We start from the raw sequence: 12,629 nt of genomic DNA on the forward strand, positions 1-12,629 counted from the left end.
GTAATAGCGGTATTGTATGATTTGGCTTCTTCCGTCAACCGCACCAGTGTAAAAATGTTATGTGACATTTTCGGAATATATCCAACCTGCTCAACCTCAGCAAAAAAAGTAAACGCCATAGACGGAAACACTGTTCTGAAGTTGTTAATGCGATTTGACTACGGTTTTCTATAGGTGAATCCGCACCTCTTTAAAAAATAGGTTGGCGCGGTTGCCTGCTGCTCCATACTAACCGCACAGCTGTCATCTCCACCAGTGACAACATGTCATCATTTTCTATGTGACATGTTGGCGCTGATCAATACGTTAGCGGGCATTGCATGTCATGTCATATGAAATAGTGTAGATTTGTAACTAGCTTAAATGATAGTGAGTGAGTGACAATTGGACTGCTGAAGACGACCCAATATGCTTGTATGCAGAAAGAGTCGTACTTCAAAAAAATCCATGAGGTGAATACCATGAACAAAAGAAGAAAAATGATTTACGGTGGAGTTGACGTAATGCTAAGTGCAGCGATTCTAACTTCAGGTTGCAGTACGAGACCAGCTGAAAAGTCGGATCAAATAGGAACAACCCAACCAGTTGAGACAGCTCAAATATCTCAAAATAGTATTGCAAAATCACTTGAATTGCAGGCGAAGCAACTGAAGACGTCAGATCCGAAACAACCATTGGATGATTTAAAACCGCTAAAAGACATGATAGGGAATGCAAATTATGTTGGTTTAGGAGAGGCTACTCACGGAAGCTCGGAGATTTTTATGATGAAGCATCGCCTCGTGAAGTATTTGGTCACTGAGCTAGGCTTTACCAATTTTGGGATTGAAGAGGATTGGGGCAACGGTTTAAAGCTGAACGAGTATATCCAAACGGGAAAGGGCGACCCTAGGGAGTTTTTGAAGCTGTTGTACCCAAATGATGAGATCGTCGCTATGGTAGAATGGATGCGGGAATACAACGCTGATCCTGTAAATAAAAAGAAAATTCAATTTATCGGACTCGACTTAAAAATGCTGGATCAAAGTGTCTTCGATAAAGTGATCAACTATGTAAAGGAGCATCATCCTGATTTGCTGCCGGAAGTCGAGCAAAGCTACAAAGAGTTGTCATCGGTGGCAGGTAATCTACAGGAATATATGAAGCTGACTACTGAAGTGAAAGAAAAGCATATGGCTAATGCGCAAAAAGTAGTCAAATTACTTGAAGACAAAACGAAGTCGAATAATGAGACTGATTCACACGAGCTAGCTTGGGTGAAAGAAACGACTAAGGTGATAGAGAATTTTACGAAGATGGTGATTCCGGCTGACTATCCGAGCATGGTGAAGCTGCATGATCAGTATCTAGCCGAGCACGCTGTTTGGGCTCAAGAAAATTTTGGCGGAAAAACGATGGTTTGGGGGCACAATATTCACATAGCTAAAGGTGTCATCACTGAGAAGATGTATCCTAAAGTCGCCGGGGAGTTTCTGAAAGAACGTGTAGGTAATCAATATGTAGCAATTGGCTCCACCACCACGGAAGGCAAATTTACAGCATTTATATCATTAAGTGAAAATAAGATTGCAGCGGATACCATTCAGAAGAACGAGAACAGCTCCAATCATATGCTTGGACAAGTTCATTACGATCAGTTCCTGTTAGATCTTCGCAAATTGAATGGAGCCGCGCAGCAATGGGTAAAAGAAAAGCAGCCATTCTTTGATGGCGGTGCACAGATCATTCCTAACGTACCACAATATGATGATGATGTTTCCCTTCAAGAGCAATTCGACATTATGGTTCATATTCAAAAAACGACCCCTTCGCATATCAAGTAATATGAAATAAAAAGGCTGTTTTCACATACTTTGTTGCTATTTACCAGGTAGTGAGTTGTGGTTGATTTCCCCTCCAGATGCTCGCTTTCCGCGGGGCGGGCGGTGAGCCTCCTTGGCGTAAACGCCTGTGGGGTCTCACCTGTCCCGCTGCTCCCGCAGGAGTCTCGCACTTCCGCTCCAATCAACCTTAAATAGTTTCGTTTTAAAAACAACAATCTTTACGAAAAGAGCCAATAAAAAAGACAATCCCTTAACTTGTTACCAGGATGAGGGATTGTTTACGTTTTGTATGCCGTTCTCTTCGATTGTCTTGGGGGCGTGCATTCTTGCAAACGTTATGATCAGTATGTACGCAAACGCAAACGTTACTCAAAAGATGTACCAAACCATGTGTATTCTGGCATTACTACGATTTCGTCTACTTTTTATCGGATTAAAAGCGTTGGCGGGATTGTTCGGCGTCGGTGAATTGTAGATTTAACAAGTAAAGGTTCAGCTCCTTGGTGGAGTCCTCGTAGGAATCAATAACGGCCACCTCTTCAATGAAACGTTGACCTTCCTTGGAATACGCCTTGGTCGCCTCGAGAACGACCCATTCATTAGGAAAACGCTCCTGAACTTCATCCCATCGCATCTTGGACACCTCCAATTAAATAATTTCTATTTTTATAGCATATCGGATTGTATGTTCTAAACCAGAGTCAGACCTCCACCTGATCTCTGGGGCTCTTTAATAAAGCGGTACCCTTCCAGAAATCCTACTAAAAAAGCTTTTTCCTCTTCAAGGGCTTGTTCCATGCTTATGGCCTCCTCTATGGGTCCATACAATTTAATTTACGTTGGGTCTCATTCAGGCTATTGTGTTGGCATTTAATTGCATGAGAAGACTCTTCACCCGCCTATATAAGTGCTGCTGAAGAACAAGCACTGCCGACATTGGCTTAGAACCTGAAAGTGGAAGTGATCCGTTTTAAAATCCAACCCAATGAGAAAACGCCTGCCGCTAAAGTGGCAGGCGTTTTCCGTTATCTTACTTTCATGAACTATTTTCATAATGGAAGGGGCGATTGCAATTCACAATGCTTTAATAGGATTTCAACAATCCGCTTTGAAGCAAACCCGTCCCCATATGGGTTGGAAGCTGTCGCCATTTTTTTATAGGTTTCTTCATTTGTAAGTAAGTCTGTGGCTAATTGATAAATTCGTTCTTCCTCAATTCCTGCCAATAGAAGGGTGCCAGCCTCAATCCCTTCTGGCCGTTCTGTCGTATCGCGTAATACAAGGACAGGAACACCAAGTGAGGGAGCTTCTTCTTGCACCCCTCCGGAATCTGTCATTATTAGATGGGCGTGCGCCGCAAAATTATGAAAATCAAGCACCTCAAGCGGCTCTATTAAGTGAAGTCTTTCCGTTTCACAAAAAATCCGGTAAGCAATTTCACGGACGACTGGGTTTTTATGAAGTGGGAAAACAACTTGGATATCCGTATGATCTTCAAGCAGCCGTTTGACGGAACGGAATATTTCTTCCATTGGTTTACCGATATTCTCTCGTCTGTGCGCTGTCATCAATAACATACGATCTCCATTCAAGCCAGATAGAATTGGATGTTCGTAGTCTTTCCTTACTGTGGTTTTCAAAGCATCGATAGCCGTATTGCCGGTAATATGGATTGAATCACTCTTTTTATTTTCCAAAATTAGATTCTCTGCTGCCTGATTTGTTGGGGCAAAATGCAAATCAGCTAAGACGCCTGTCAGCTGTCTATTCATTTCTTCAGGATATGGAGAATACTTATTACCCGTCCGAAGACCAGCCTCAACATGGCCAATTTGAATTTTATTATAAAAAGCGGCTAAGCTGGCGATGAAAGTCGTCGTTGTATCTCCATGAACGAGCACGATATCTGGTTGCAGTTCTTTCATAAGAGCGCTCAGTTCCCCAATACCGCGAGTTGTGATCTCTTCTAATGTTTGTCTTTCTTTCATCATATTCAAATCGTAGTCTGGTCTTATTTTGAAACATTGCAGGACTTGATCAAGCATATCTCGATGCTGGGCGGTGACCACTACGATGGTTTCGATTTCTTCCTGGTGTTTTTTCAGTTCCAATACGACAGGTGCCATTTTAATGGCCTCCGGTCTTGTCCCAAATACAGTCATGACCTTTAAACGATTTTTAGGCATTATGATTTCCTCGCTTTCTTTATTTCCTCCCTATTATAACGAGTTGTTCTAAAGAAAAATTTTATTAACGCAACAATTAACAGAATATTTACAAACTTAATAGGGACTTTATATTTCTTTAACCCCCGCTTAATATCGTCCATTTACAATAAAAAGCAGGACGATATTAAGAATCGAGGTGATAGGCTCATATGAAAAGTGTCCTGATGATTGTGCAAAACTTTTATCCTGAAATTGGGAGCGCAGGAAACAGGATGAAAAATGTATATCTCAATTTGAAGCGAAGCGGCTATGAGGTTACAGTCATCACTTTGAAGCCGAGTTATCCTCATCAAAGTTTATATCAGGATTCCCATTTTTGGGATGAAGTCGATATTGAGGAAAAAGATATCATCAGGATTCAACCAGATAAAGTGAAGAGGTATACAAGCAATATGTGGAGACGCTTGCTTCATTATTTGGAAGCGATGTGGCTCTTCATTTACACAATCATTCGATTGGAAAAAAAATATGACTATGTGTTTGTCACGACCCCGCCTATTTTCCCGATATTTGCGGCATTGATTGCCAAGAAAAAAATGAAGGCAAAGCTAATAACCGATGTAAGAGACTTATGGCCCGAATCATTGCAGGGAGTAGGCGTATTCACGAATAAGTGGATCTTGAAAATGGCTTTTTTCCTTGAAAGAAAAATATATCGACACTCTAACCAAATTATCATCAATAGTCCTGGATTTAGGGATTATATCCTTTCAAAAGGAGTCAAAGATGATGATATCCAATTCATTCCAAACTCGCTTACTGCAGACGAGCTGAACTTGAAAAAAAGGCTTCCGCCAATTTCGGAAAATAGGATCAAGGTCGTTTATACGGGTAATATCGGACTTGCCCAAGATATTAAAAAGTTAATAGCAGTTGCTGAAACACTGAAAGAACATAAACAAATTGAGTTCACGATTATTGGATATGGCTATCGAATGTCCGAAGTCCAAGACGAGATATCCTCTAAAGGGTTGACCAATATAAGGGTCATCAAAGCGATGAACAGGAGGGTGACTCTTAATGAAGTATCCTCATCCCATATTGCGTATGTAAGCTTAGTTGAGAAGGATGTCTTTAACAAGGTGCTGCCTGGGAAAATAATCGACTATATGTGTGTAGGGAAACCGATTGTCGGTGATGTCGGCGGGCGCGCCAGGCAAATGATTTCGGAGGCGCAATGCGGGATTGTGGCAGATAGTAGAAAGGTTGATGAAATCAGTCAACATATTTTAACAATGGCCTCTGAGAAGGCTCTTCGCGAAGAGCTGGGTGAAAATGGCCATCGATATGCAAAACAAAATTTTCTATGGTCAAAAAATATTCAAGGGCTCATTAACGTGATGGAAGCATCTAGCTGACGGCATATCTGGAAAAGTGGAGGTAAAAATGGCGAAGAAGGTATGTATGTTTGTGTGGAATCATTTTACCAACGATGCACGGGTTCTAAGGGAGTGCACTGCCCTTACTGAAGAAGGTTATGAAGTCGACTTAATTGCCATTCATAACTGGAAAAATGAAGAATTACAAAAAAAAGAGAAACATAAAAATGGATTTAATGTCATTCGAGTGAATAATCGCTGGGATAGACTTAATAGAGTACTTAGAATCGTGAAAAAAGTGAAAAATAAGATGTTTGAATTGACCGTTCTCACTTTATTGGTTTGGAATACCTTGTTGAACATGAACCTGATTACGGGCTGGATCAGTACTGTCGTATTGGTGAGTGTTATGGCGCTTCTTGCAATAATCGCCACAATTGTTACGAAAACAAAACTACCGAATCTTTTGACAAGAAGCTATATTTTTTTTCAAATGGTTCATTACGGACGTAAAAAGAAATATGACTTTTATCATTCGAATGATTTGAATACGTTAATGCAGGGAGCAATCAGCAGTAAATTTCTAAGACGTAAAAAGCTCATATATGATTCTCATGAAGTTCAAACGAGCAGAACCGGTTATAATAGCCGGATTTACGGGATAATGGAAAAGTTTCTATTAAAATTTGTCGACGAAATGATTGCCGAAAATCATACTCGTGCTAAATATAATGAAGACTTATACGGTCTGTATCCGAAGGTGGTCCATAACTACCCAATCCCTACATTGCCTGAGGAAAGTACAGTCGTGGATTTACACGAGTTGCTCAAGCTGCCAGAGGACGAGCCGATATTGTTATATCAAGGCGGCATTCAAACGGGCAGGGGGTTAGAGAAAGTGGTTGAGGCAGTGCCGATGATGGAAGCTGGAACGCTTGTTTTCATTGGAGATGGAAAGATCAAGCCTGAATTAATAAAAAAGGTAGAGGCAATGGGCCTCGAACATCGGGTGAAATTTATCCCGAAGGTGCCTGTTGATGATTTGCTTCATTATACGAAAAACGCATATTTAGGTTTTCAGGTATTGAATAATGTCTGCTTTAATCATTATTCAGCTTCTTCCAATAAGTTGTTTGAATATATGATGAGCGGAGTTCCTGTCATCGCCTGCAGCTTTCCAGAAATTCAAAAGGTAGTAGACACTGAGAAAGTTGGTATGTGCGTCGACTCCCATGATCCCCGTTCTATTGCAGACGGAGTCAATTATTTATTAAAGCATCCAGAAAAAAGAGCGGAAATGAGCAGCAACTGTCTGAAAGCCCGCCTAAAATACAATTGGAAGCAAGAGAAAGAAATCTTCATCCAAATCTATCAATCAGCTTAACAAAACTAGAATACTAGAAGAAAATATGATGAGGAGTGGTTATTATGAAATTATGTACAATGGGACTAGGTTATATAGGACTTCCAACATCTTTAATGTTCGCAAAACATGGAGTAGATGTTGTTGGCGTGGATATCCATCCTGATGTTATTAATAAATTGAATAATGGAAAGCTCCATATTGAAGAACCCGGACTAGAAGAAGTGTTAAATGAAGTGCTAGATGCCAAAAGATTTCGTGCTGCCTTGAATCCTGAGCCTGCGGATGTTTTCATCATTGCGGTCCCAACTCCAAACAATGAAGATCAACACCAATCGTGTGATCTTACCTATGTTATACAAGCAACTTCAAGTATTCTTCCTTTTGTTCAGAAGGGAAATGTCATCATTATTGAATCGACGATTGCACCAAGGAGCATGGATGATCATATCAAGCCATTGATTGAGATGTCAGGGCTAACGATCGGGAAAGATATCTTTCTCGTACATTGTCCGGAACGGGTCTTGCCTGGGAGAATACTAGAAGAATTGGTGCATAATAACCGAATCGTCGGCGGCATTACAGAAGCCTGCTCCTACAAAGGAAGCCTTGTCTATGAAACTTTCGTTAAAGGGGAAATCATTCGTACGGATGCGAAAACGGCTGAAATGTCCAAGTTGATGGAAAATACCTTCCGTGATGTGAATATTGCTCTTGCGAATGAGTTGGCTAAAGTTTGCTTCCAATTGGATATCAATGTATTGGATGTCATATCAATGGCAAATAAGCATCCACGTGTAAATATTCATCAACCAGGACCAGGGGTAGGTGGACATTGTCTCGCGGTCGATCCTTATTTCATTGTCGCTAAAGCTCCTGAGACAGCTAGAATCATCAAATTAGCCCGCGACACGAACGTTTCTATGCCGTATTATATCGTCAATTGTGTCAGGATGTTACTTGAAGGTATCCGTAAACCAAAGGTAGCGGTTTTTGGACTTGCCTACAAAGGAAATGTAGATGATATCCGTGAAAGCCCGGCCATTGATGTTGTAAATATCCTGATGAGCATGGATCAGGTGGAAGTATCCTTGCATGACCCACATGTCCAATCTGGAAAAATGCCAGTCGTTTCTGTCGAGGACGCTGTAAGGGATGCCGACCTGATTCTTGTCTTAACCGATCATAATGAATTTAAAGAAATGGATTATGACAAACTTTCGAATAAGATGGCTCATAAAATAATTTTGGATACTCGAAATTGCATTGATGCAAATAAACATAACATCCAAATTGTCAACTTAGGCAATGTATTCGAATATAAAACAGAGCATTTGAAAGAAGTAAGGAACAAAATGATTATCTAATAAACAACTGATTCTACTGCAAGGCCGGAAATGGATAGGATAGAGAATAAAGGGTGTTGACTCAGTCAGCACCCTTTAAGTTTTGCAACATGTTAAAAAATCATTTGAAATAATAATAGGATGAACCTGTAATTTTTTATTTGCAGCGAAGTCTATATTAGTTAGGAGGAGGTGGGGCGGGCAAGAGGAGTGGTTTTATAGTATGGAAAAAGGATGACGAACTTTCTCGTTTATTATATGGCCAGCAAGATGTATAGGATTGGTCCAGGAGACCTTTCCCCGGGCTTTCTGAACAAATGGAATGATAGCCACTAGCTGGAACATAGGAGACAGTTTCTTGGCTGTTTTTAATTCAAAAGTATAGATTGGATAATACGATATGTTCTGTAAATATGACTTCCTATGCGGACATGTGAAGAGCAGATTTGGTTTGCCTGGCGCTTCAGGCTAATGTGGCTTTTACAGCAGTGAGATTGTAATGGTTGATTTTTTGCTCAGCTTAGTCAGTTTATAAAGAAAGGACCAAGCAAGGGCTTGGTCCTTTTGGGTACAATTTATTATGCTGTCGGGCCGCCAAGTTCTTCGATTTCACTTGGAACGCTTCCGAATTTTTTAAAGTTTTCACGGAATTGGGCAGCAAGAGCTGTTGCTGCTTGTGTATATGCAGCAGAATCTTCCCAAGTCTTGATTGGTTGAAGCACTTCGTCAGGAACACCAGGAACATGAAGTGGAATATCCAAACCAAAGATATCGTCTTTAATTGTCTCGATATTTGCCAATTCGCCTTCAAGTGCCGCTTGTACCATCGCGCGAGTGTAAGCAAGTTTCATACGGCTTCCAGTTCCGTATGCACCGCCAGTCCATCCAGTGTTGACAAGGTATACCTTTGCGTTGTGCTCGTCAATTTTATCTCCAAGCATTTCAGCATAGCGTGTAGCCGGAAGCGGTAAGAATGGTGAACCGAAACATGTTGAAAATGTAGCTTCCGGTGAAGTTACTCCTCTTTCAGTACCAGCCAATTTACTTGTGTACCCACTTAGGAAATGGAACATTGCCTGTTCCTTGGAAAGCTTGCTGATTGGAGGCAGTACGCCTGAAGCATCAGCTGTTAAGAAAATGATTGTATTTGGGTGTCCTGCGATACTTGGGCTCACGATGTTATCGATCGCTTGCATTTGGTATGCAGCACGAGTGTTTTCTGTTAATGAACTATCATCATAGTTCGCTTCACGTGTTTCAGGATCAACAACTACGTTTTCCAATACGGCACCGAAACGGATCGCATCGAAAATTTGTGGTTCTTTTTCGCGTGAAAGGTTGATCGTTTTCGCATAACAGCCGCCTTCGATGTTGAAAACACCGTTAGAAGACCAGCCGTGCTCGTCATCGCCAATCAGTTTACGATTAGTGTCTGCGGATAACGTTGTTTTACCTGTACCGGACAGTCCGAAGAATAAAGCGACGTCCCCTTCACGTCCTACGTTAGCAGAGCAATGCATTGGAAGGATTCCAGCCTCTGGAAGTAAGTAGTTCATGATCGAGAAGATCGATTTTTTCATTTCTCCTGCATATTCCGTTCCGCCGATAAGGATGGTGCGGCGTTCAAATGAAACGATGATGAAAGTTTCAGAAGAAGTTCCGTCCACTTCTGGATCTGCTTTGAAATTAGGTGCCGAAAGTATTGTGAATTCTGATTCGTGACCTCTTAGTTCCTCTTCGTTTGGACGGATGAACAAAGTATGGGCGAAAAGATTATGCCAAGCATATTCATTAACAACTTGGATAGGAAGGCGTGATGATTCGTCTGCACCAGCGAAACCTTTGAAAACAAAAATCTCTTCTTTTGCTTTTAGGTAGTCAACTACTTTATTATATAGTTTATTGAACACATCTTCGGAAATTGGCCGGTTCACTGAACCCCAATCGACTTTATCTTTAACAGATGCTTCTTCCACGATATATTTATCTTTAGGTGAACGACCAGTATATTTGCCGGTTTCAGCTTTTACTGCGCCAGTTGATGTTAAAACGCCTTCGTTTCTGCTCAATACCTTTTCAACCAATTGAGGAACTGAAAGTTGAGTTTGAACATTGTTTCCTGTTAATAATTGGTGTAACTCATTAGAAACATCTACAGAATTCATATATGAGGTACCTTCCTTTGTTTAAGTTTTTATATTACAATTAGTATAACACATTCATTTAAATAGTCTATACTATTTATTTTTTTTTGTGATAATTTTCAACTGGCCGCATTAATCAATTTAAATGGGAAGGAACCGAGTCAGGATGATCGCATATACTTTCATGGAAGCATCTTAATTTTGAATGGTAAATCATGATGCCTTTCCAATTCTTGTTCTCAATGTTCTATTATTAATGGCAATTTTCATTATTTCTATTCGCCCTGGCTTGGAAACCCTTTAAAGACGTTGAACCAACACGTATTTTCACGTGAACGCCATTCTGGGGGAAATGTTCTTTTTTAGAAAAGCATTGACAAATTCCAACCAGATACGATAATATCTTAAATTGTACGGATTCTCTTATCCCGAGTTGGTGGAGGGACAGGCCCTTTGAAACCCAGCAACCTGCCATATTGAACTTGACTCCAAGATCGATCGCCGAAAATAAAGCGATGGTTCTTCAAGGAATAGTGGTGATGGTGCTAACCTGAGCAAGGTAAAAAACCCTTGAACGATAAGAGTGAAAGGATAGAAGACAGAATTTTAAACCTTTCCTCATTTGCCAGGGAAGGTTTTTGTGTTTTTAATAAGTAATTCTGTGTCTATAGTTGAAACTAATGAGGGAAACGAGTTCCGTAAAAAATCAGGCTTATGCCTACAACATACTAACTTCCAAGGAGGAAATATGATGTCAAAGAAACGTCTATTTACTTCTGAATCTGTTACAGAGGGCCATCCGGACAAGATTTGTGATCAGATTTCAGATTCCATTTTAGATGCTATCCTTGCTAAGGATGCAAATGCACGTGTTGCGTGCGAAACAAGTGTAACAACAGGTCTTGTGCTTGTTGCTGGAGAAATTACAACATCCGCTTACGTGGATATTCCGCGTATCGTTCGTGATACGATTGCAGGAATTGGCTACACACGTGCGAAATACGGTTTCGATGCTGAAACTTGTGCTGTATTGAGTTCAATTGATGAGCAGTCTGCCGATATCGCAGCTGGCGTCGATAAAGCATTGGAAGCTCGTGAAGGACACATGTCAGAGGAAGAAATCGATGCAATCGGTGCAGGGGACCAAGGTCTTATGTTCGGATTTGCCTGTAATGAAACTGAAGAGCTTATGCCGCTTCCGATCTCATTGGCACATAAACTTTCATTCCGACTGGCTCAAGTTCGTAAAGATGAAACGCTTGCTTACTTACGCCCTGATGGTAAAACACAGGTAACTGTGGAGTATGATGAGAATAACCGTCCTGTACGTGTTGATACGATCGTTATCTCTACACAGCATGATGCAGAAATTACGCTTGAACAAATTCAAGCAGATTTAAAAGAACATGTAATCAAAGCAGTTGTTCCAGCTGAATTGATCGATGCTGAAACTAAGTACTTCATCAACCCGACTGGCCGTTTCGTAATTGGCGGACCTCAAGGGGATGCTGGTCTTACTGGACGTAAAATCATCGTTGATACGTATGGCGGATACGCTCGTCACGGCGGCGGTGCATTCTCTGGTAAGGATGCTACTAAAGTTGACCGTTCTGCGGCATATGCTGCTCGTTACGTTGCGAAAAACATCGTGGCAGCTGGCCTTGCTGACAAAGCGGAAGTTCAATTGGCATACGCAATTGGTGTGGCAGAGCCTGTATCGATCTCGATTGATACGTTCGGAACTGGTACTGTTAGCGAAGAAGTCCTTGTTGACCTAGTTCGCGCTAACTTCGACCTTCGTCCAGCCGGTATCATCAAAATGCTTGATCTTCGTCGCCCGATTTACAAACAAACAGCTGCATACGGACACTTTGGCCGTACAGATGTCGATCTTCCATGGGAACGCACAGATAAAGCAGAAACATTAAAAGCACAAGCATAATCAATAAATGAAAAGGTGTCCCGCTTATAGCGGACACCTTTTTTTATTGATTTATTTTGCCGTCAGAGGGAATAATTCAAGAAATCCCATAGAAATCCACTCACGTGCATATACCCGTGAGATTGGCTCATTTACTCGTGAGATTGGGCGTTTACTCGTGAGTTTGGTTCATTTACTCGTGAATTTGGCTCGAATACTCGTGAGTTTGGGCGAATACTCGTGAGTTTGGTGCGAATACTCGTGAGTTTGGTGCGAATACTCGTGAGATTGGTGCGAATACTCGTGAGGTTGGTGCATATACTCGTGAGATTGGTGCGAATACTCGTGAGATTAGTGCGAATACTCGTGAGATTGGGCGAATACTCGTGAGTTTGGTGCGAATACTCGTGAGTTTGGTTCATTTACTCGTGAATTTGGCTCGTTTACTCGTGAGTTTGGTTCATTTACTCGTGAATTTGGCTCAT

At 41.2% G+C, this 12,629-nt stretch carries 10 protein-coding genes and 1 riboswitch; of the genes, 6 read left to right on the plus strand and 4 right to left on the minus strand.

Going from position 1 to position 12,629, the window contains the following annotated elements; genetic code table 11:
• The first annotated feature begins 461 nt into the window (after positions 1–461).
• Positions 462–1,823, plus strand: coding sequence for an erythromycin esterase family protein (locus AC1DVK_RS07870; RefSeq protein WP_477626186.1), 1,362 nt, complete (start codon positions 462–464; stop codon positions 1,821–1,823).
• Here AC1DVK_RS07870 and AC1DVK_RS07875 read toward each other — a convergent pair.
• From AC1DVK_RS07875 to wecB, 3 genes are all read right to left on the minus strand, one after another.
• Complete coding sequence (locus AC1DVK_RS07875) at positions 1,793–2,035, minus strand: hypothetical protein (protein WP_477626187.1); 243 nt, start codon at positions 2,033–2,035, stop codon at positions 1,793–1,795. The genes AC1DVK_RS07870 and AC1DVK_RS07875 overlap by 31 nt on opposite strands.
• A 221-nt stretch (positions 2,036–2,256) precedes the next feature.
• Positions 2,257–2,457: a hypothetical protein gene (locus AC1DVK_RS07880; RefSeq protein ID WP_284469438.1), complete on the minus strand. Its 201-nt coding sequence runs from the start codon at positions 2,455–2,457 to the stop codon at positions 2,257–2,259.
• Positions 2,458–2,872: 415 nt separating this feature from the next.
• Positions 2,873–4,009 carry a non-hydrolyzing UDP-N-acetylglucosamine 2-epimerase gene (wecB, locus tag AC1DVK_RS07885; protein ID WP_477626188.1) on the minus strand — a complete coding sequence of 379 codons (1,137 nt, stop codon included), beginning with the start codon at positions 4,007–4,009 and terminating at the stop codon, positions 2,873–2,875.
• A gap of 191 nt (positions 4,010–4,200) precedes the next feature.
• Between wecB and AC1DVK_RS07890 the strand changes: the two genes are divergently transcribed.
• From AC1DVK_RS07890 to AC1DVK_RS07900, 3 genes are read left to right on the plus strand one after another with little or no spacing between them, the layout of a single operon-like run.
• Positions 4,201–5,409 carry a glycosyltransferase family 4 protein gene (locus AC1DVK_RS07890; RefSeq protein WP_477626189.1) on the plus strand — a complete coding sequence of 403 codons (1,209 nt, stop codon included), beginning with the start codon at positions 4,201–4,203 and terminating at the stop codon, positions 5,407–5,409.
• A 28-nt stretch (positions 5,410–5,437) separates the two neighbouring features.
• Complete coding sequence (locus AC1DVK_RS07895; RefSeq protein WP_284469440.1) at positions 5,438–6,754, plus strand: glycosyltransferase; 1,317 nt, start codon at positions 5,438–5,440, stop codon at positions 6,752–6,754.
• 44 nt (positions 6,755–6,798) lie between these two features.
• Positions 6,799–8,100 (plus strand): nucleotide sugar dehydrogenase, encoded by a 1,302-nt coding sequence (locus AC1DVK_RS07900; protein WP_477626190.1) that lies wholly within the window; start codon positions 6,799–6,801, stop codon positions 8,098–8,100.
• A gap of 557 nt (positions 8,101–8,657) precedes the next feature.
• On the opposite strand, the gene pckA is transcribed toward AC1DVK_RS07900, so the two are convergent.
• A complete protein-coding gene (gene pckA / locus AC1DVK_RS07905) occupies positions 8,658–10,244 on the minus strand; it encodes a phosphoenolpyruvate carboxykinase (ATP) (RefSeq protein ID WP_410862837.1) in 1,587 nt (528 codons plus the stop codon).
• Positions 10,245–10,643: 399 nt separating this feature from the next.
• Positions 10,644–10,807: riboswitch (SAM riboswitch) on the plus strand.
• A 164-nt stretch (positions 10,808–10,971) separates the two neighbouring features.
• Between pckA and metK the strand changes: the two genes are divergently transcribed.
• Entirely contained in the window at positions 10,972–12,165 is a 1,194-nt protein-coding gene (gene metK / locus AC1DVK_RS07910; RefSeq protein WP_061465310.1) for a methionine adenosyltransferase, read from the plus strand.
• A gap of 46 nt (positions 12,166–12,211) precedes the next feature.
• Positions 12,212–12,388: a hypothetical protein gene (locus AC1DVK_RS07915; protein ID WP_477626191.1), complete on the plus strand. Its 177-nt coding sequence runs from the start codon at positions 12,212–12,214 to the stop codon at positions 12,386–12,388.
• Positions 12,389–12,629: the final 241 nt, after the last annotated feature.

Source organism: Peribacillus sp. P4_B1 (genome assembly GCF_056402395.1).